General features: G+C 48.5%; 17 protein-coding genes and 1 pseudogene. 7 read left to right on the forward strand and 11 right to left on the reverse strand.

Annotated features, from left to right (window positions below; all coding sequences use genetic code 11):
• The first annotated feature begins 20 nt into the window (after nucleotides 1-20).
• From H6629_02845 to H6629_02860, 4 genes are all read left to right on the forward strand, one after another.
• Nucleotides 21-710 carry an ABC transporter ATP-binding protein gene (locus H6629_02845; protein ID MCB9066736.1) on the forward strand — a complete coding sequence of 230 codons (690 nt, stop codon included), beginning with the start codon at nucleotides 21-23 and terminating at the stop codon, nucleotides 708-710.
• Nucleotides 711-783: 73 nt separating this feature from the next.
• Entirely contained in the window at nucleotides 784-1470 is a 687-nt protein-coding gene (locus H6629_02850) for an ABC transporter ATP-binding protein (GenBank protein MCB9066737.1), read from the forward strand.
• Between the two features lie 348 nt (nucleotides 1471-1818).
• Nucleotides 1819-2775, forward strand: coding sequence for an SDR family oxidoreductase (locus H6629_02855; GenBank protein MCB9066738.1), 957 nt, complete (start codon nucleotides 1819-1821; stop codon nucleotides 2773-2775).
• A 6-nt stretch (nucleotides 2776-2781) separates the two neighbouring features.
• Nucleotides 2782-3195: a dTDP-4-dehydrorhamnose 3,5-epimerase family protein gene (locus tag H6629_02860; GenBank protein MCB9066739.1), complete on the forward strand. Its 414-nt coding sequence runs from the start codon at nucleotides 2782-2784 to the stop codon at nucleotides 3193-3195.
• Between the two features lie 11 nt (nucleotides 3196-3206).
• Here the strand turns inward: H6629_02860 and H6629_02865 are convergent, their stop codons facing one another.
• Together H6629_02865 and H6629_02870 are read right to left on the reverse strand one after the other, a co-directional pair.
• On the reverse strand, nucleotides 3207-4073 hold the full coding sequence (locus H6629_02865; GenBank protein MCB9066740.1) for an HDOD domain-containing protein: 867 nt from the start codon (nucleotides 4071-4073) through the stop codon (nucleotides 3207-3209).
• 274 nt (nucleotides 4074-4347) lie between these two features.
• Nucleotides 4348-5673: pseudogene (locus H6629_02870) on the reverse strand (lysine 2,3-aminomutase).
• A gap of 410 nt (nucleotides 5674-6083) precedes the next feature.
• Here H6629_02870 and H6629_02875 point away from each other — a divergent pair.
• The 3 genes from H6629_02875 to H6629_02885 all read left to right on the forward strand — a co-directional run bounded on the left by H6629_02875 (nucleotide 6084) and on the right by H6629_02885 (nucleotide 10027).
• Nucleotides 6084-7079 (forward strand): hypothetical protein, encoded by a 996-nt coding sequence (locus H6629_02875; protein ID MCB9066741.1) that lies wholly within the window; start codon nucleotides 6084-6086, stop codon nucleotides 7077-7079.
• Nucleotides 7080-7165: 86 nt separating this feature from the next.
• A complete protein-coding gene (fahA, locus tag H6629_02880; GenBank protein MCB9066742.1) occupies nucleotides 7166-8464 on the forward strand; it encodes a fumarylacetoacetase in 1299 nt (432 codons plus the stop codon).
• 111 nt (nucleotides 8465-8575) lie between these two features.
• Nucleotides 8576-10027: a glycogen synthase gene (locus H6629_02885; GenBank protein ID MCB9066743.1), complete on the forward strand. Its 1452-nt coding sequence runs from the start codon at nucleotides 8576-8578 to the stop codon at nucleotides 10025-10027.
• A 304-nt stretch (nucleotides 10028-10331) separates the two neighbouring features.
• Here H6629_02885 and H6629_02890 read toward each other — a convergent pair whose 3' ends face one another.
• The 9 genes from H6629_02890 to H6629_02930 all read right to left on the reverse strand — a co-directional run bounded on the left by H6629_02890 (nucleotide 10332) and on the right by H6629_02930 (nucleotide 21712).
• Complete coding sequence (locus H6629_02890; GenBank protein ID MCB9066744.1) at nucleotides 10332-12440, reverse strand: T9SS type A sorting domain-containing protein; 2109 nt, start codon at nucleotides 12438-12440, stop codon at nucleotides 10332-10334.
• A gap of 552 nt (nucleotides 12441-12992) precedes the next feature.
• On the reverse strand, nucleotides 12993-15416 hold the full coding sequence (locus H6629_02895; protein MCB9066745.1) for a T9SS type A sorting domain-containing protein: 2424 nt from the start codon (nucleotides 15414-15416) through the stop codon (nucleotides 12993-12995).
• A gap of 154 nt (nucleotides 15417-15570) precedes the next feature.
• A complete protein-coding gene (locus H6629_02900) occupies nucleotides 15571-16692 on the reverse strand; it encodes a DUF3570 domain-containing protein (GenBank protein MCB9066746.1) in 1122 nt (373 codons plus the stop codon).
• 276 nt (nucleotides 16693-16968) lie between these two features.
• A complete protein-coding gene (locus tag H6629_02905; protein MCB9066747.1) occupies nucleotides 16969-17181 on the reverse strand; it encodes a DUF4266 domain-containing protein in 213 nt (70 codons plus the stop codon).
• A 127-nt stretch (nucleotides 17182-17308) separates the two neighbouring features.
• Nucleotides 17309-19588: a hypothetical protein gene (locus H6629_02910; protein ID MCB9066748.1), complete on the reverse strand. Its 2280-nt coding sequence runs from the start codon at nucleotides 19586-19588 to the stop codon at nucleotides 17309-17311.
• 72 nt (nucleotides 19589-19660) lie between these two features.
• Entirely contained in the window at nucleotides 19661-20215 is a 555-nt protein-coding gene (locus H6629_02915) for a hypothetical protein (protein ID MCB9066749.1), read from the reverse strand.
• A gap of 35 nt (nucleotides 20216-20250) precedes the next feature.
• Nucleotides 20251-20808 (reverse strand): hypothetical protein, encoded by a 558-nt coding sequence (locus H6629_02920; GenBank protein ID MCB9066750.1) that lies wholly within the window; start codon nucleotides 20806-20808, stop codon nucleotides 20251-20253.
• Nucleotides 20786-21355: a hypothetical protein gene (locus H6629_02925; GenBank protein MCB9066751.1), complete on the reverse strand. Its 570-nt coding sequence runs from the start codon at nucleotides 21353-21355 to the stop codon at nucleotides 20786-20788. Before H6629_02925 ends, H6629_02920 begins: the two co-directional genes overlap by 23 nt.
• A 138-nt stretch (nucleotides 21356-21493) precedes the next feature.
• Nucleotides 21494-21712, reverse strand: a complete 219-nt coding sequence (locus H6629_02930) for a hypothetical protein (protein MCB9066752.1) — start codon at nucleotides 21710-21712, stop codon at nucleotides 21494-21496.
• Between the last annotated feature and the right edge of the window lie 91 nt (nucleotides 21713-21803).

Consider the following 21803-nt stretch of genomic DNA (forward strand, 5'->3'; position numbering starts at 1 on the left):
AACATTTCAGGAGAAACATTATGATACGAACCGTCAATTTACAGAAACTCTACACCACAGAAGAGGTCGAGACAACTGCCTTAAACTCTGTAAATATTGAAATTAAGGATGGCGAATTTGTCGCGATTATGGGACCATCCGGTTGTGGCAAATCCACATTGCTGAACATTTTGGGGCTGTTGGACAATCCCAGCAAAGGCGAATATCATTTTCTCGGGAAAGAAGTATCCAAATATACCGAGCGCCAGCGATCGAATATGCGAAAGGAAAATATCGGTTTTATTTTCCAAAGTTTTAACCTGATCGACGAATTGACGGTGTTCGAAAACGTGGAATTACCACTGTTGTATCTTGGCGTGCCCACAGCCGAACGCAAAGAACGGGTGAACAAAGTGCTGGAACGAATGGAAATTATGCATCGCGTGAACCACTTTCCGCAGCAGCTTTCCGGTGGTCAGCAGCAGCGCGTGGCAGTGGCGCGGGCAGTTGTTGGCGGACAAAAGCTGATTCTTGCAGACGAACCGACCGGAAACCTCGATTCCGCCCACGGCGACGAAGTGATGAACCTGCTCACCCAGCTCAATGAAGAAGGCACAACGATTATCATGGTTACCCACTCCCCGGGATATGCGGAATACAGCCACCGCGTCATCCATTTGTTCGACGGGCATGTGGTTACCGAAAACATCAAAGAGCGTTTCCAAATTTAAAATATTTTGGAAATACAAAAAATCGCGGCGCAAATCGCCGCACATGCTTTGGACAACAATCAATGGATTTTCAATGATAGAATTGCGCAACATTTTCAAATATTATTCCAACAACTTCGTGAAAACGTATGTGTTGCAGGATATCGATTTGTCAATCAACGCGGGCGAATTTGTGACAATCATGGGTCCGTCCGGTTCCGGCAAATCGACATTATTGCACATTTTAGGCATGCTGGATTCGCCCAACGGCGGCGATTACACTTTTCTGGGCGAGCCGGTGCACAAGCTCAGCGAACGCCAGCGTTCGGAGTTGCACAAAAACCATATCGGGTTTGTGTTCCAGGCGTATCACCTCATCGACGAGCTGACCGTTTACGAAAACATCGAAACGCCGCTGCTCTACAAAAAAGTGAAATCCGGCGAGCGCAAAGCCATGGTTTGCGATATTCTCGACCGTTTCAACATCGTTGGCAAAAAGGATTTGTTCCCCAACCAGCTTTCCGGCGGACAGCAACAGTTGGTCGGCATCGCGCGCGCGCTGATATCCAGCCCCAAATTATTGCTGGCGGACGAACCAACCGGCAATCTCAACTCCGCTCAGGGTGAAGAAATAATGAATGTTTTCAAAAAATTGCACAGCGAGGGTACCACCATCGTGCAAGTCACCCATTCCGAAAAAAATGCCCAATACGGTCAACGAATTATTCACCTGCTCGATGGCAGAACCAATAAAGAAGAATTGCTCGTTAACGCAAGTTAACGGGCATTTTGCCTAACCGTTTATCTGCAATTTTTTACTCCCCTCCGAACATATATTTTTTTATCAATTTATTGTTTTAAATCAAAACAGCTACCCGCCACAACCGTAAATTAAAAAACACGCTTATTTTTTCAGGTTTTCTCCCGATGATAAGTTTGTATTAGAAAAATTAATCCCATCAAACCTGATGAGTTTGTGAGTCACAATCCGCTGCCAAAGGACTGGCGACACCGGTTTTCCAGTGTTTAAAGTATGAGTGCAGCTTTTTGTGCATTTCAAATTTTGAGAATCACTTGATTTTCACACATTTTTTCGACAATCTTTATATCTGAACAACGGAGAAATTATATGAAGCGAGTTTTGGTTACGGGTGGCGCCGGTTTTATCGGATCGTATTTATGCGAAGAATTGCTGAAAGCGGGTCACGATGTTATCTGTCTGGATAATTTTTTTACCGGCAGTAAACGTAATATTATCAGCATGATGGATAATAAAAATTTTGAGCTGATCCGCCACGATATCACCATGCCGATATTTCTGGAAGTGGACCGGATTTTCCATTTTGCCTGCCCGGCATCACCGGTTCATTATCAATACAATCCGGTGAAAACTGTGAAAACCAACGTGATGGGCACCATAAACATGTTGGGAATGGCAAAACGGGTGAAAGCACGCATTTTGCAAGCCTCGACATCCGAGGTTTACGGCGATCCGGCGGTGCATCCCCAAAAAGAAAGCTATTGGGGAAATGTCAACCCGATCGGCCCGCGCAGCTGTTACGACGAAGGCAAGCGCGTTGCCGAAACGCTGACGATGGATTATTATCGCCAGAACCGCGTTGATGTCCGTATCATCCGCATTTTTAACACTTACGGACCACGAATGGCTGTGAACGATGGTCGGGTGGTAAGTAATTTTATCATTCAGGCGTTGCGGAATCAGGATATTACGGTTTACGGACAGGGGCAGCAAACCCGTTCGTTCTGTTTCGTAACTGACTTGGTGAATGGTGCGCTGAAAATGATGGAGCAAAATAATTTTATCGGACCGGTGAATTTGGGCAATCCGGATGAATTTACGATTCTGGAATTGGCGGAACAGGTTATCAAACTGACCAATTCGCGTTCAAAAATTATCAATTTACCGCTACCTCAGGATGATCCCACCCAACGCAAACCGGATATTTCACTGGCAAAAGAAAAACTGAATTGGCAACCGACGGTTAAATTGGAACAAGGTTTGGTAAAAACCATCGAATATTTTGACGAAGTTCTGACAGAATCCGCTAAAGAAGCATTGGTTTAAACGTTTATGATTGATGGCATTCAACAACAATTGATTGAAATAAATTACAATGCCCGGGGTAGAGAAATCGCGCTCGCTCCGGGCTTTTCTTTTGCGGCAGATGCGCCTTCCCGGATGGAAATTCTGCGCAAAAACGTTATCCGGCAATGGCTGGTGCATCCATCGGATTGTTGCGTGGCCTGCATCCGTGGCGATATCCGCGTTGCGTTATTCGACGCGCGCCGCGATTCTGCAACGTTTGGTGAAATTAACGAATTATTTTTCGGTGAGCAACAGCCGCAATGGCTGGTGATTCCTGCCGGCGTTTATTTCGGTTATCAGAATGTGGGCAGTGGCGAAGCCTGGCTGATGTGTGCTAAAAAAGGAAAATCCGGCGAGGTGCCCCCGCCGGACTGCAATTTCATTCCATTTGAGTGGTAAAAAAACGGGTGTTACATTTCCTGAGAAATTGATTTTTGGAGCTCTTCGAACAACGCTTCGTTTTCCAGCAAATTCATTTCTGGAAAATCCTCGCGCATCCGGAACCAGGTTGAATTTTCCACAAAATACTCATTGATCTGGCTGCGGTTAACTTCCGTCATCATGTGCGTTGAGATTTTTTCCGCATAATAAATTATGTTTACCAGATCTCGCATGTCCGTTGCTGAATACGGGTCGTGATGGTAACGCACCGGCAGAACAATTTCTTTGGGAATATTCCAGCGAACCATTAACACAGCACCGAGTTCCGCGTGGGTTATCCCGAAAAATTTTTCCTCCATGTCCAAGCCTTCATCCTTTTGCCAGACATATCCCGCCATCAATTCTTCCCATTCTTCCGGGAAAAACTGCGCCATGCATAACTTGCCGACATCGTGAAGCAATCCGGCAACGTATGCATCGGATGATTGGTTCGGCAAAAATTTTTCTGCCAACGCAAATGCAACATTTGCAGTGGTTTGGCTATGCTGCCAAACCAGATTGATATCAAATTTGGCATTTTTGAAAACCGATTTGAAAACGGCATAAAATCCCCGGTTTGCCACAATCCGGTAGGCTTCCCGTAGCCCGAGCATCGATAACGCCATTCGCAAATTGCTCACCCGGTTTTTGAGTCCGTAATATGGAGAGTTCACCACTTTCAGCACTTCGGCAGTCAATCCGGGATCTTTCCCGATGGTCTGTTCGTACTGCTTCATCGATGTATTGGGATCTTTCCACAAATCGATAACTTCCTGAACGATGCGCGGACTGGCCGGCAACCGTTTTATTGAAAATAGCTTCTTTTTTGCATCCACGCTATTCAGCGACTGGGACATCTTTTTACCCCTCAACATTCATTAAAAAACTTACTTTTCAACATTCATCATCGGCGAAAGATGCGAAAGAATTAGTGACTTTAGGCTGCCGCCACAAAAAAAACAGCCAGATAAAACGGTAAATTTTCCGTTAATCTGGCTGAATTTTTGTGATCAGATGATATATTTTATAAAGTTACCGGCTGGGAAAAACTCAACTGGTAATCAAGTACTCCGGATATCCGGATTTCTCAACAGCCTTTCCGGTTTCGTAAGTTTGGCTGCGGGCACGGTTTATCTGCGCCAGTTCCCGTTCAAAAAAGAAAGCGCTTTTTCCGAATGCGGGTTGCAGGTCGTTCAGCCAAATGGCGTTTTCGTCATACTTCGCGAAAAACGGTCGGTTTACCCAATTCGGATTTTTACCCTGGATCATACTGAGTGCAATCACACGTTCCCCTTTGATTTCCTCAACGCCCAGCACCTGCACTTTGCCAGGATTGCAGGACATGCTCGGACCGCGAACGGTTCTGGCAATACCACTCACGCTTTGGTAAGCTTCCTTAAATATGCGATGCGCCCGCACCAGCGGAACGCCAAAATAATGTTGCGCGCCGGTATCCCGCACCACAAACATATAATACGGAATGCAGCCCAAACGCACCTGTTCGCGCCACATTTTTACCCATGCTTTGGATGTATCGTTAATATGCCGGAGCAATGGCGACTGGGTGCGAATGTGAGCGCCGGTATCCAAAATTCGGCGTATCGCCTGCTGAACAGCGGGTGTTTGCAATTCACGCGGATGGCAAAAATGTCCCATAAATGCAAGGTGTTTGCCGGCTTTGTGAACCCGTTCGAACACACGCAACACGTCATCTGCGCCTTTGTCCGTGGTGAATTTGTATGGCCAATAACTCAGCGATTTGCTGCCGATACGAATATTTTGCAAGTTCGGCAAATTGGCATCCAGCAGCGCATCGATATATCCGGCAATAATTTTGGGGCTCATCACCATCGGATCACCACCGGTGAAAATGATATCTGTGACCTGCGGATTGCGACGCAAATATTCGATCACCAGTTCGGTTTCCTTCATCGCGAATTTCCATTCATCGATGCCAACAAACTGTGGCCAACGGAAACAAAAGGTGCAATATGCGTGACAGGTTTGCCCCTGTTTCGGGAAAAACAGCATGGTTTCCTGATATTTATGCTGAATTCCGGTGAGTTTTTGCCCATCCAGTTGCGGGACGTTAAAATCCATTTGTCCGGCAGGGTGCGGATTGAGCTGAATGCGGATCCGGTTGGCAATTTCGTTGAGTGTGCGCTTATCCACTTTTTTCCGAATCGCATCGGCCATTTCATTAAAATGATGCGATTCCAACATTCCTTTTTGGGGGAAAGTAAGCACAAACATGGGATCGTTGGGAACATTGTCCCATTCAATCAGCTCGTCTACAACATATTGGTTGGTCTTAAACGGGAATACATGCCCAACAACCTCGATATCAAAAATATCGGACTCAGACAGGCGTTGCAGTTGAGGAATTTGGCGAAAGTTATGCAGCGAATATGCTTTATAACTTTTCTTTTCACCCAGGTTAGTTGTCAACGGTTTCATTGGCAACCTCCTTTTTAGTTAACGGTTAATGTTTGCAAATCCTCCTTTTGAGTTGGTTAAACCCTGATTATAACGGGCAAAAAAAACATCAATCATTTGCAGTTTGCGGAGTTATCCGGCTTCAGTAAGGTTTTCAGAAGTAGCATCGTCCTCAGCGACCAGACCACAAATTTGGAGAAGTCTAAGCCAAGAAAATTTCGCAGGTATTTTCAGTTGGCAGTTTTTCAATATAAAATTGATCCGCGATAATGCAAGTATTTTCCCTTTTTTATACGCCGGTGGGTGAAAAACGACTCAAAACAACGGCTTTTGTGTGAACAAACAATTTGTTTGCCGGTTTGATTTGCATGGAAACTTTCTTAAATTTTGCGGCACAATCGCAAAAACCTGTTTGGAGAAAATCAACAATAATGCATAAAATTATTCAGCAAATGATGTCCGGCGCTATCGATTTTGCCGGTCTTTTTCCACCGGCAGAACTGGGAATGGATGCCGCAATCACCCAATACGCCAACTACCGCACCCTTGACGACGCCTGGATGCTTGGTCGCTTTATTTGCCCGGCCAGCCGGCTGCGCGAACTGGATGCCTATAAAAATTCCCTTTTCGAAACGGACGAACCGTTCCGTTTTTCCGTGTTGGGCAGCGGCGGAAAAGATACCAAACTGTTTGCCGCACGGCTGGCAAAAGATGTTGCTGATATCAACACATTTCTGGCATTTCACGAAAACCGCGTGGCTGTGGAAGTTTACGAAACGCGGCTGCCGGATGCGCTCATTGCCAAACCGGATGTGGCTACGCTGCAATCGCTGATCGAAGAAAACGCGCTGGCATTGGCAAAAATAAGCCATTCCGCCGTCATTCCGTTTTACGAAATCACCCTCACATCCAATTGGCGGGAAGCGTTGAGCACCACAATTCGCGCAATCACGGCGTTTAATTTATCCCTGAAAGATTCAGATGGCGATGCTCCGACCGCCCAACGTGCCGGATTCAAAATTCGCTGTGGTGGCGTGGAGCCGCAGATGTATCCGGACGCCGAGCAGATCGCCACGGTGATCAACACCTGTTTGCGATTCAACGTTCCGTTGAAAGCGACAGCGGGATTGCACCACCCGGTTCGCCATTTCAACGCTGCGGCCGGCGTAAAAATGCACGGATTTTTGAACGTTATCGGCGCAATGGTTTTGGCGGATGTGCACGGTTTGGACACCGGCGAAATTGAGGAAATCATCGCCGACGAAGATGCCGGAAACTTTATTTTTACCCGCCGGGCGTTTGCCTGGCAAGGCATGCGCGCCTCCGAAAGCGACATCCGCAAAAACCGCGAAAATGGCTTCACCTCTTTCGGCAGTTGCAGTTTTGACGAACCGCGCGAGGATTTGGCAGCGTTGAATTTGTTGTAATCTGTGCGGAACCGTCTCGACCGTATTCTGCATTTTTGGCATTCCGGAAACAATCATCACCAAAAACCAAAAACAGATAGTTGATTATGAAAAAATATGACGCGACAACCGATCCGAAACTGAAATCGTTCATCGATGTTTCACCCGATTCGCATTTCCCGATCCAGAATTTGCCGTATGGCGTGTTTCGCCGGAAATCCGGCGGCGATTCGCACATCGGCGTTGCTATTGGCGAATTTGTGCTGGATTTATCCGAACTCGAATCCGCCGGATTGCTGAACACGAAAACGCGCTATTTTGCCGGCGAGGCTGTGCTCAACAAGTTTATGGGCGCGGGAAATGCCGTTTGGCAATCCGTTCGCGAACGCATCAGCGAGTTGCTTCGGCACGATGTTTCAACACTGCGTGACAACCAGAAAATGCGCGAAACCGTATTGATTCCCCAAAAAGATACCGAGATGCAACTACCTGTAAATATTGGCGATTACACCGATTTCTATTCGTCGGAATATCACGCCACAAATGTTGGAACGATGTTCCGCGACAAAAACAACGCGCTGTTGCCCAACTGGAAATGGGTGCCGGTCGGCTATCACGGGCGTGCCAGCTCCGTGGTGATCAGTGGAACGCCGGTGCATCGCCCCAACGGGCAATCGAAAGCAGACGACGCGGACGCACCGACATTCGGACCCTGTCGTTTGCTGGATTTCGAGTTGGAAATGGGATTTTTCACCGGTCCGGGAAATGCGCTCGGACAACCGATTTCGCCGGAAAACGCCGCCGAGCATATTTTCGGGATGGTGATTGTCAACGACTGGAGCGCCCGCGATATCCAGAAATGGGAATATGTGCCGCTCGGTCCGTTTTTGGCGAAAAACTTTGCTACCTCCATTTCGCCGTGGGTGGTGCCGATGGCGGCACTGGCGCCGTTTCGATGCGCGGGCCCGGTGCAAGATCCGGTGCCGCTGCCCTACCTCCGGCAGTCCGGCGACAACGCGGTGGATATCACACTCGAAGTGCGCCTCAAATCTGCGCAAATGCCCGACGCAGCGCGAATCAGCCAATCGAACCTGAAATACATGTACTGGAGCGTTGAGCAGCAACTGGCGCATCACACGGTGAGCGGCTGCAACGTTCGCCCGGGCGACTTGATGGCTTCCGGCACCATCAGCGGACCGACGCCGGATAGCTACGGCAGCATGCTGGAGCTCGCCTGGCGCGGCACAAAACCGCTGAAAATATCGCCGTCGGAAACGCGCAGTTTTCTGCAGGATGGCGACACACTCTCGCTGACCGGCTGGTGTAAAGGGGATGGCTATCGGGTTGGTTTTGGTGAGGTTAGCGGAAAAATTTTGCCGGCAGTTTCCGTAACGAAACAAGGCTGACGTGACCAAATATTTTTCACCGGACACCTTTGTTTTTTACGCCGCGTTGTGTTATTTTGCACCACATTTCATCAGTGAACAGCGAATTGCAACTACAGAATCGAGATCCTCATGAATATATGTTTCGTATCTTCCGAAATTGTGCCATTTGCCAAAACCGGCGGACTGGCGGATGTCTCCGGTGCGTTGGGCAAATACCTGAATCAGCGCGGTCACGATATCCGTTTGTTCATGCCCTATTACGATGTGCTGAAACACGCCGGACAGGATTTTCACCCGGTAGATTTTCTGCAAAATATCCCGGTTGAATTTGGCGGATTCACCCTCAATTTTAGCGTTTTGACCACAAAATTACCCGGTTCCGGCGCAGAAACTTATTTTATTCACTGCCCGGGGCTTTACAATCGCGGCAAAATTTATACAAATGACGGCGACGAATATTTACGCTACGCGATGCTGTCGCGTGCTGCAATCGAAAGCTGCCAGCGCATGGGCTGGTCGCCGGAAATCATGCATTGCAACGATTGGCAAACCGGGTTGATTCCGCTATATCTCAAAACGCTGTACGCATGGGACGGGCTGTTTCAGCGCACCAAAACCGTGCTGACGATCCACAATATCGGCTATCAGGGCGTTTTCTCTGCAGAAACGGTGGACAAACTGAAACTCGGCGAATTTCGCGATAAGCTGCCGCAGGACGATCTCGCCGGCAATATGATTAATTTCATGAAAATCGGGTTGCTCAACAGCGATATCATCACGACCGTGAGCGATACTTACGCCAAAGAAATCCAGACGCCGGAATACGGTGCGGGCATGGATTTCATTTTGCGGCAGCGCAGTAACCGACTGGTGGGTATCGTCAACGGGGTGGATTACCACGAATGGAGCCCGGAAAATGATGTGCACATTCCCTATAAATTTTCCCCGGACGACCTCTCCGGCAAACAGAAAAACAAACAATTTTTACTGCAGCAATTGGGGTTACCATACAGCCCGGACGTACCGGTTTACGGCATCGTTTCGCGGTTGACCGTGCAAAAAGGCTTTGAGCTGCTGTACGAAACGCTGTTCGATTTTTTGGCGAATCACGATGTGCGCTTTACCGTGCTCGGCAGCGGCGAATCGAAATACACCAATTTCTTTTACAGCGCCCAAAATCATTTTCCCACAAAGCTCTGTTTTTATGATGGTTACAACGAGGCATTGGCGCATCTCATCGAAGCGGGCAGCGATATGTTTGTGATGCCCTCGCGATACGAACCCTGCGGATTGAACCAGATTTACAGCCTGAAATACGGCACAGTGCCTATCGTTCGCAAAACCGGCGGGCTGGCGGACACGGTCGAGCTTTACGATTGGGAGCACCAAACCGGCACCGGATTTGTATTCGAATATTTCAACGGCGACAGCCTCCGCTGGGCGATGGATTACGCCTATTCGACCTATCAAAATAAAGATGCCTGGCTGAAGTTGATGCGCAACGGCATGGCGCAGGATTATTCGTGGGATCGCCAGATTTTGCGATATGAATTTATTTATAACTGGCTGGCTCGACAGTAGTTAAAGCTTGATTATAATAACTGATGTTACGCACAAGCATCCGATTATCGATAAATTAGCATCCTGAGTAGCCCGCTTCGGGCGTATCGAAGCACCGTCCTGAGCTTGTCGAAGGGGTGCGGTCTATCAATGAAATGCCGCACCCTTCGATACACGCCTTCGGCGTTACTCAGGATGCTGGTTCCGAGATGTTTTTGACCAGCGTAACATCAGATAATAAGTATTTATAAATATTTTTTTATAAAAACCACCGGAGATGGGATTTTCCGGTGGTTTTTTTTATTTGCCAGATTTTGGTAGTTTGTCAGCGAATCAGAATTAATTTTTTTGACACAGATTCACGAGAATCCATAGTAAGTGTATAAAAATATATTCCGGATGATACCAGATTGTTATTTTGATCATCGCCATTCCAATGGAATTCATGTTGCCCGTATTGCAATGTACCTTCATACAACACTTTCACTTGCTGACCGGAAATGTTGTATATACTCAACTTAACCCGAGAATTGTTATGGATCGACAATGGAATTGTGGTTGTCGGGTTAAAAGGGTTTGGGTAGTTTTGCAGCAACTCAAACTCTTTTACCATTGATTGTTCGGGTTCATTTGCAATTGCTGTTGCCAATGGATCATATCGCAGAACAATACCTGAATTTCCAACGATCAAGCCATGCCCCTCTGATGAAAAATTGACATCGTTCAAATCCTGGGAAACACCACCGTATTCCTGAATCCAGTTCAGCCCACCGTCTGTTGTTGCGAAAATCGTTCCGAAGCTGCCAACTGCCCATCCTTTTTGTTCATTCAAAAAATGGATTCCGTTCAGTCCAGTAAGGATACCATTATCCCGTTGCACCCAAGTTTGCCCACCATCTGAAGTATAAATTACATTTGACCCACTGCCACACGCATAACCGGTTGTTGCTGAGAGGAACTGAATATCATCAAACTTTTTGAGCGTGTTTGTATTTTGAAGTGACCAACTGTTTCCTGCATCAGATGTGTGCAGAACAACGCCTTCTTCTCCAGCTACCCATGCGAGATCCGAACCACTTGCAGCAATTGCCCGGAACCGAACGGAAACACCACTGTTGAGCACTGTCCAATTTTGTCCGGCATCTGTTGAGCGAGTGATGACGCCATTATTTCCTGCTGCCCAAACAATATCGCCATCGCCCCACGCAACACCGCGCAGTTGCTCAACAGTGTCCAAACCCGCAACGGCATCCCATGAAACACCACCATCTGCCGTACGAATTGTTGTATCGCCCACAACGATTGCAGTTTGAATATCACGAAAAACAACATCGTTGAGATCTTTTCCGTTAATATTTGTGACACTCCAATTCGAACCGGCATTTAATGAGTGGAGCAACATTCCACCCTCACCACAAGCCCAAATTTCCTGATCGTTGATCATATATGTGCCACTCAATGGCGATGAAATTTGGCTGGTTCCCGGTATCCATTTTTGAACAATCGGTGTGCTGGTGTCATAAAACAACAGCCTGCCAAAATCTCCGATTGCCCATCCGACATTTGGGCTGACAAAACAAACATCGTGCAGTTCGTCTGCAACAGAGCTGAGTTGTTGTGCCCAGAATTGGCCACCATTGGTTGTATGATAAATCGTTCCGGCTTCACCAACAGCCCATCCACTAATTTCATCGAGAAAAAACACACTGTTCAATGGTTCGAGAATCCCGGTGGATCGAAAAACCCAGGTTTGACCGCCATTTGAGGTATATTTAACTTGTGATTCGCCACATAAATAACCGAGTGAGCTGGAAACAAAATGAATAGAATTTAACTGCCCATTGATCCCTGAAGCTTGTGTTACCCAAGTTGCCCCACCATCAGAACTGTGAATGATCATTCCATCATCACCGACTGCCCAAACGCTATCTGATCCGATTGCAGCGACAGAATACAGGCGCTCCTGAATCCCGGTATTTTGCAAGCTCCAGCTAACTCCGGAATCCGCAGATTTTAAAACTGCACCATCCCGCCCAGCTGCCCAAACAACCTGATTGCTTCCCCAGGCTACCGCCTGTAATTTTCTTGAAAATCCCGATGCACTTGTCTCAGTCCATTGGTTCCCACCATCGTGTGTATAAAATATTCTACCGCCATCCCCAACCACAACACCTGTCGCACTGTCAAAAAAAGCCAAACCACCTAAATCGTTCCCACCCAGAAATTGCGATGACCAAGTGTTCCAGCCATCGGCTGTGTGAAGAACAGTTCCCGCATCGCCACAAATCCATCCATCGGTACTTGTTTGCATCGAAATGGAGCGCAACGTTTGTCCTGTTGGATTTTGTAACGGTACCCAGCTTTGTGACCACAAACTTGTTGTTATAATTAGTGGCAGTAATTTTCCAAATAGTCCAATAATCTTTTTAAACATAAATCCTCCATAAGTAGATAGTATAAGAAAATAATACTGAGAAAATTACATGAGCAATGTCAACCACTTATGGAGAAGGCAACTAACATACCAAAACGAATCGATTTTTCTATACTGTCATAAACAATTAAAAATTAATAATTTACAGCATTTAATTATCAAACAAACATGATCTCGGATAAATTTCAGGAGATTTAAATTGCATTACAATGCACAAAATGCACCTAAAATTTTTGGAGAAATAACGAGATGGAATGTTATAAAAAACGAGACGCGCAGTGCCACGCACTACACGCCCCGCTGAGGAGAGGAGATCTGTTATTTTGATGATAATTTTAAATAAACCGCAGGACACTCTATTCCAAAGCATCCTGCGGGGGAGCGAGGAGAGGAGATTTTTTAAGTAAAAAGGATAAAGGGTAAAGGATAAAAAACAAAATGTAGGGGCACGGCACCGACGTGCCCGAACGATGGGGATAAAACAAAGTATTTCAATTGTTTACAACCGAATAAATTTATCCTTTATCCTTTGGGAACGGCAGCGCCGTGACCTTACTTGAGCAGCAGCATTCGCCGGGTTTGCTGGAATGTGCCGGCAGTTAGGCGATAAAAATAGAATCCGCTGGCAACCTGCTCACCCGCTGAATTGGCACCGTTCCATCGCGCAGCGTGTTCGCCGGACGGCAATTCGCGATTGACCAATTCCGCCACTTTTTGTCCCAAAATATTGAAAATTTCCAAACGCACCACGCCGGTTTGCGGTGTGCGAAAACGAATGGTGGTTTCCGGGTTGAACGGATTCGGGAAGTTGTCCGCCAATTCGTAGCCTTCCGGCAACACGGATTTATCGCCAGCGCTGATCACCGCGAAACTGCGCCCGGTTTCTTTCAGCATCATCTGGCTGACCCACACATCATTTTGCCCGTCTCTTTCCACCGAAATCGTGATTGCGCCATCGGCGAATGCCGCTTTTGGCAAATCGACGAATCCGGTTTCCCGAATTTTCTCCGAAAACGATAGCGACGTAAGTTCAATATTATCATTTACAAACACCCGCTGATGTCGTAATTTTCCGTCATTGGCAACGGCTGCCAGATTCAACGCATATTCGCCGTTCGGATCAAGCCCTGCGAAATGATACACCACACTCTCGGCATCGCGGGTTGCGGATTGCGACGGCAAATCGCCCCATTTTACGGCGTCGCCGCGCTGCAGAAATGCGGCTTCCGCAACGTCATCGCCGCAATTCAGGCTGTAAAATAGTGGCAGATACACATCCGCAACCAGCTCGGTTTGCTCATCGCGATAGGGTGATTTCGCGCTGATGGTCAATTGATAATTCCCGCCCGGGAGCAATTGCCCGTTGTCATCACGGCGCTCGAACGCCACCGTTTTTTGTCCGGCGGAAATCCAGGAATTCGCGACATCCCGCACCGGATTTCCTTCCGCATCCCAGATTTGGGCACGCAGATGCGCTGCATCCGTTACCGTAAAACGGGTGAGCACATCGCCGGTGCGGTCGTCGCTGGCAAAACGGGCATCGTGAATGGCGGTGCCGAGCTGCATCCGCTGCGCGCCGGCGTTTTCCTGCCACCGCTCCACCGTAAATAGCTGGTCGAAACCGCTCCAATATTCACCTTCGCCCTCAACTAAAATTCTGCCGAACGGAATTTCTACGCTGGCGAGACCGGAAAATCCGCCGCTTTCCGAGTTCATTTCGTCCAGCAAAGTGAGATCCGGTGCAAATTTCAACAATCGTTGGCGATTGGCATCGACTGCAAAAATATTTCCAAAATGATCTGATTTGATCTGCTGAAGAATAGTGCCCGGCGCCATTTGCAATTCGCGAACCGCACGCAATTCGCCGTTTTCCGGGGCAAAAATTTTCAGCCGTTGACCGGCGTCATCAGCGACATAAACCAGCCCGCTGCTGACGCCGTTCCACTTTCCTACCGCTATGGATTGTGGATTTTCAACGACTGATGTCCCACCGATTCTCTCAGCGTAACTATTGTAAATTTTGAAGTTAATCAATTCATTTTTGGAGGCGTCCGCAACGATCAACGCATCGTCGGAAACATCCAGCGGCGTGCCGGCATCATCCGTTGCGATAGCCACCGGATCGCCGATGCCTTCGATGGCGAATAAAAATCGCAGATCACCGTCGCCGTTCGCAACATCGAGTTGCAGCACGCTGATGCGGTTTCGCCCGCTTTCGCCGATGAACACACGACCGTCGGTGTCCACCGCGATGGCTGCGGGACCGATCACATCGTCATACGATTTGATCCACTTGCCGAGATTGCCGTAAACCACACGATTCCATTCGCTATCGATCACAAACTGCACATAATTGCTGCGCACATACGGCGCGGTTTTGGCGTAAGTGGCGCGATAATACGATGCGCTTTTTTCCGGTGCGCCAAACAATTTCCGGTTGATCCGGTTTTCCGAAACCGTTCGGTTGAGTCGCCGGATGCCCAAATCTTTGTCAATCGCGACGCTGCGAAAGGTTTGACCGGCGGAATATCCCGGACCGGTCGCATCAAAAAAACTGTGTTCGGCAACCGATTGCGCCGTTGCTGCCTGCGCCGCAAGCGATTGAAAATCGCTGATCTGCCAACCGCCGTTGGTTTTGGCGAGATTCATCCGGCTGCCGTTTTCCAACTCAATCACTGCCGCGCTTTCTGCGCGATAAATATTTATTTTTCCACGATTTGCAGCCAGCACCAAACTCAATTCATTCAACATTTCCGGCTGGTTTGCCACCAGTTGCTGCACCGCCCGGTGATTGGCGAGCAGGTCCATCCGGCTGTGTTGCGCTGCGTGCTGCAACTCATCAATCAACATTTCCAACACCGCATCATCCGGCAATTTGGCAAAAAATGCGCCGCGATCACCGTTTTTCGGTTGTGCATTCACTGAAAACCCTGCCCAAACACACACGCCCAGCAAAATGAACATCCGTATTTTCATGATACCCTTCTTTCCTGTTGGATGATTTTTCCAAAATTTTCAATAAAAGCCAACCGCAGGATGCGCTGAGAGCGTAAAGAAAACGATGCTTTTTTTCCCTTGATTTCCGTCTGCTCTGCGAACTTCGCAGACCCTGCGGTTGAGCACTTTATTGTTAAAATCCAAAATTGAGATTCAATTGAACGATATTCGCTGAAAAGTCTAACGTATTGAAATATCTGAAGTAACGTGCCTCGATGGAGGCATTTTCGAGAAACTGCAAATCCCGCCGCGATTCGGCAATGCCGCTCAATAAATAGGTCAGGCTCAGCCCGAAATTATTGGAATTGAACGACTGCAATTTGTAATCCGCCGTGCGGAAATCGCCGTTTTCCACCACCGCATCCGAATAGCGCTCCTGCCAAAATTCCGCTGCGCCCTGTGTGTAAAACCGGTAGTTCAGCCGCAAAATCAAATCCTCAAAAACGTATTTGTTGAACTGCGTTTCAACCGTATGCGAGCTGACATTCCAGTCGTCAAAATAGAAGCGGTAATTTCCTGAAATTGATGCACTTACCGGCTCCAGAAAATGGCTGATTTTCCCCGAAATCGCGTGCCGGATTCGCGTGTCCGGATGGCTTTCCGCCACCGTTTCAAACGCGTTCAGCGCATCAAAAACCTTCACCTGACGATACGGATCGCTCAAATAGCCATTGTGGATCACCAGATCGTAGCTGAGATCGAGCACGGTGGTCGGGGAGAGAATTTGCCCGATCGCGGCTTTGCCGGAAACCGTCCATTTGTCGAATGTTTCGAGATCGCCATTTTCGAGAATTTTCCCGACTTCGTCCTGCGTGAACTGACCGCGCAGCATCAATTTTGTGTTTTTCTCAAACATCTCCCGCGAAACCGAACCGATGACCGAATTGGAGCGATAATCCAGCTCCTGGCTGTGGTAAAAATTGGCCGCGATATTGGTCACATCGTCAATGCCCTGCTCCACGCCGAGGATAATTTGTCCGCGCGATTTCTCGAACGGCTCGTTTTTCTGCCGTGCCGGACGGGTTGCGCCGGACACGCCATCGACAGGCGGCACGTACACATTGTCCAGCTCCAAATCCAGAAAAAACATGGTTTTACTGAACAGTCGTTTCGCCAGGTTCAGCGCGTTGGTGGTGACGCTGTTGCTCCCGCTATCAGAAAAATAGTAGGTCGTGAAGCTCAATTTTTCTTCCTGCGAGAATGCCAACTGCTGCGCAATCAGCAAAAATATGATGGTCGAAATGGTTCGTTTCATGGTATTTCGGGTTGATGATTTCCTTTTTTTAACCGCCGAGGTTGCAGAGAACGCTGAAATTCCCGGGGCTGAAGTTCTGAAAAATGCCGTTTTTTGAATTGTTTTTTTCATTACCAAATCTTTTCGCTGTGAACTTCGCGATCTCTGCGGTTTAGTGTTGTTTTTTCACATTCTCGTTCAAAGCTCCTGCTTTGAATGCTTTTTTTGAGAAGCTCCGGTTTCGATTAACTGTTTACACATAATTCTGGACGCTACCCATATTCGCGGCAAGTTTCATTATTTCGCGCAGCCACAGCCGCCACCGATGCCTGTTTCCCCGCCAATGCTGCCTTCGCGGGTGCTGAAAAATTTTTCATCGAGCTTTTGTTTGGCGAACTGGCTGCCGGGGTCCATAATTTGGTCGCCGAGCAATCCGCGTTGATAGGCTTTGACGTTTGCACAACTGCTGAGTGCGATGCTTGCCAAAATAATCAGTGCTATTTTTTTCATGTCTTTTTCTCCGGTTTTTGGGTGCGTCGTCCCGTTGGTTTTAGGTTCGTATCTGCGATGTTTTGGGCATGCGGTGCCGTGTCCCTACATTTTTTACTATATCCTTTAACCTTTATCCTTCGGCGCGTCAGCGCTGTTCGGTGGTGTTCGAATATTGGATCCCCGCGTCGATCCACTCGATGATCGTCAGTAAATCACGATTTTGGGGATGAAACGGCGGAATCAATCCGGTTGCATCTTTGGTGAACAGTTGCGAATGATCGTAATTCATCGGGCGATATTCATCGTTATCGCCGTCGAGCTGGCGATTGTAGAGCACCCACAGCAGCGGGCTTTCACGGGAGCGTTCGCGGCGCACATAATCGCGAGTGTCGCCGTTGACGGTGCGGTAATTCGGATCGGTCAATCGCTCGTAAACCGATGTGGTTGCATCCGGATCACTCAGATCCGCGGCGGTCATTTCCAGCGATAATCCGCCGGCCGGCACCGCATTTCCGTGACAGGAAATGCACATCCGGTTGAAAACGCCCTGTACCGTATGCGATTTGTTGGGATTCTCTTTGTTGAAAAAATCCAGCGTGTCGGGAATTGCGGCAGCGTGCTGTTCCACGTTTTCCGCATTGTTGAACCCGGAATTATAAACCTTGCTAAGTGCGGCATTTATAACAGTTTGATCGCTCTGGATTTCCAGATCATCGATGATGATATCGCGATCGTGATCGCCGTGGCAACCGGTGCACAGCCGCTGTTCGCCGGGCATCACCTGCACCCAGGTGCGCTGGTTCACCAGTAAATGACCGTTTTCGTCGAGCGTTTGCATATGCAGCGAGCGATTGGCGGGCACTTCTACCGAAAACGAGCCGTCGGCGCGAATGGGCGCATATCCGACCACCCGCTGTTTTTCGAGATTGGTATCGCCGAGCGGACCGCCGCGACGTCGACCGTCTGTCGGCATCGGAACAGCTTCGAGAATGCGCAGCCATTTTACCTGCCCAATGCTGCCGTCGCGATTCACAAAATTGGGATCGGGTCGCATTTGCCCGTCGTTCGTGGCGCGGTCGTACACGTTCGCATCGAAAAAGAAACCCGTTTGCTGCCCGCTGTTGATGGCATTTTCCACTTTCGCATCCATCGGGATCACCTGCGGCAATCCGCCGGATAGTTTTTCGCGGGGCGCCACCACCACCGGATCAACCTCGTTGAAATCGGGATCGTTGTAAATCAGACGCAGATTTTTGCCATCTTTGTCCATCACATACAGCCCGTAATCCACGCTTTCCTCTTCGCCGGTGTTCACCGGATACGGCGACATTGCCACCAGAATTTTCTCCCGGCGATCTGTTGATGCGGTCGGATCGAGAATCGGATACGGCGTTTTGAACACCGCCCGCGAATAGCGGTTATTATTGTTAAATGGCGATGTTTCCGGCGAGATAAACGTGAGGTTGTCATCCGATTTGGAGATATCGATAATGGCAATCGCGCCGCCCTCGAACGGGGAATTCCGCTCCATCACCGAGCAAACAATGCCACCGTCAGCAAGTTCGCGCGGCTCCAGAAAAACGCGGCTTCCGCTCTCGCGCGGCGTGTGGTTGCCATACATTACGAATGGGCGAGTCCCGTCCGGGTTCATCACGAACAGCGGAAATTTGTTCGGGTCGCCCAAATGCTCCCAACGGCTGTAAATAATTTTACCGCTGGAATGAACAATCGGGTTGGTGTCGTGGCTTTGGTTGAAAGAAATCTGGCGAATGTTGGTCAGCCGTCCGTCTGCGGCGCGATCCGCAACGTGCAGCAATGGCGAGTGGCGGCGTTCGTATTCGTCCACAATTCCCGCACGGGTGGAGGCAAACAAAATTTGCCCGTTGGGCAGATAAATCGGGTCCATGTCATCGCCGTCGCTCTGGCTGGTGAGCTGCACCAAATCGCTGCCGTCGATGTTCATTTCATACAACTGCCAACGGCTCTGGCGACTGATTTTCATGGAAAACAGCACTTTTTTGCCATCGAATGAAATTTCCGGATCGGCGGCTGCACCAAAATCGCGCGGATCATTTTTTCCTTCGCGAGTATATTTTTCGGTCAGGTTAGTCAATTCACCGGTCAGGGAAACCGGGCTGAGCAAGAACAGATCGCTGCCGGCATAAAATTCATCGCGATTGCTTTTCATCGCGTTGTTGTTGTTGTTTGCGCGGCTGTTTTCTTTCACAAAAATCACCGCCGATTGCCCCGCTTTGGCAAGAATGCTGTCCGGCGGCGCCTCGCCGCAACCGGTGAACAATTGCACGACGAACAAAATCAGCCAAACATAACATTTGATGCGAATCCAGTCTGTATGGGAGCGGGTGTGACGCAACATTGCTGTTTTTCCCGCTAATATTTTTTGCCGAAATACTGGCCAATCCATGGTCAAATCCTCACAGTTTGTTGAACAAAATCCGTTTACCGATTGATTTTGCCCATCTGCCCCAAGTCCATTTTAAAAGTAATATTGCAACCCGAGTGTGAACGATAAATTATGTGACGTAAAGCGTTGATTATCATTAATTTGCTGCCGGAAAATATGATCGCGGATATCGTAGCGAACCGCAATCCGTTTCACATCAAAAAATTGCGACAGCGGAATTTGTTTGCCGATGCCGAGCACATACGCGAATTTTGATTGCCCACCCTGTTTCAACCCGGCGACGCCCATCACGAAAAACGGCATGCCGCCCGCCGGAAATTTGTCGTAGCCGAACACAAATTCGTAGGTCATCAGGCGATTGGAATCGAACACCTGAAACGCGGAGAGTTCGTTCAGCACCCGCGATTCCAGGCTGCTGATGCCAACGGTGCCTTCCACAAAATAATGTGCATTGTTAAAAAATTTGGCGTATCGCGCACCGAAATAGTAGTTTGCGCCAAACCCTTCTGCCGTGTAAATGCCGTTGCTAACGCCCAAACTGTTCGCCTGTCCGTTGGCAACAACCGGGCTGAAAATGAAACCCGCCAACAATAAAATCAGCAATCTTAATCGTTTATTTTTGAACATTATTTTCTCCGTCACTCAGATTAAATCTTTGTTTTTTAACGAAATAGAAATGTGAACCCAACATTAAATTCGCGGAACAACAGCAGCTCATTTTCTGCGGCGATGTCGTTGCGAAGCTGCGTGAGATACTGCCGCGCTTCAAATGAAATGCCCAAATTCCGGGCGATAAACAACCGCGTGCCGCCGCCGACATTCACCGCCATCGACGAAACCGTGTTCGCGCCGATCGCTTCGGTAGGCACTGTCATCAGCAATCCGCCGCCGATGGTGCCGTATGGCAACCACTTTCCGTTGGTGGAGAGATTGAACGCGACATTTGCGGTTACCGGATACATATCCGCCGATTCGCCGATGATTTGCGCCAGCCCCAATTCCAGTTTGATGACACCGTAATTCATCCCCAACCGCATACCAAACAGCCCGCTGCCGCCCATCGCGCCGGTGTAGGGATTCACCTCGAAAACGGTGCCGTTGCGGAAATCCAGTTGCGTTGCCGGTTGCGGTGCGCTTTCCGTTTGTGCCCCAACCGTCACCGGAAAAGTGAGCGACAACGTCATTAAAAACAAATATTTATAAATTGAATAAATTCGCATGAATCCCACCTGTTATTTCCCAATGTTGAACCGTTTGTTGAAGTTTCATCCACTGCGACTGCACGCCAAATTGCACACCCCACCGGTTGAACTCCCGCCGAAAACGAACGCCCAGTTGCAGTTGCCGGTGCCAGTTTGTTTCTGCCGGAATTTCAGTTTCGCCGATGGCGCCGAGGTCAATCCGTTGCGCATCGCGGTGCAACCGAACAGCACCGGCAGCCGCCAAAACTTCGCTACTCGCATTTCCCGGCAGTTTTGCAAACGTCCATCCGGTGATGATCGCCAGCGGCAGCAGTGCCACCGCCAGTTTGCCCGTTCCGCCAATGGTGTCAAATATCTCGTGGGTTGTTTGATACCCGAATTGTATGCCGATGCGAAAATTTTCCGGCAGCGCGACTGCCGTTTCGCTGCGCCAGCCAACCGATGATTGCCAGTTGGTTGCTGCATCGAAACGGGTGAATTGCATCTGCGCAGCCATTTGTAATTGCTGGGCATTTACGATCGCGCATCCAAAACACACCAGCCAAAACACAACATTCCTTATCAATTGCACACACTCCTTTGCCAATTGCGTGATGTTTTTACAGTGCCAGGATATTTGTTGGAGATCAAAGAACCGTTGAAATGTTGAGCGACCGGCTGAACCACTATTCGCTTCGTTAACTACCCCGGCCACCTTGTCTGCTTATTTGGCAAAAGGCGGGCCAACTTTTTGGGGATGGGGTTCACCATGATCGCAAACCATTGTTTCAATTATACTTAAGGGATCGATCAATCGATCTTTTCCTGATTTGATAATCAGAAAAAACTGTTGCGGGAACAGATTAGCGGGCATGCTTTGTAAAATAATTTTACAAACGCTCAGCGCAATTTTTCTGAGCTTGTTGGCGATAAAGCCTTTCATAAATCCTGCATTATTTGTACATTTAAATTGAATAAACTTAACCCAAAAGCCTTATGGATACACGTTCGCTAAAGCGCCAAAAACTGATTGC

It is taken from the genome of Calditrichia bacterium (genome assembly GCA_020634975.1).
Lineage (GTDB): Bacteria > Calditrichota > Calditrichia > RBG-13-44-9 > J075 > JACKAQ01.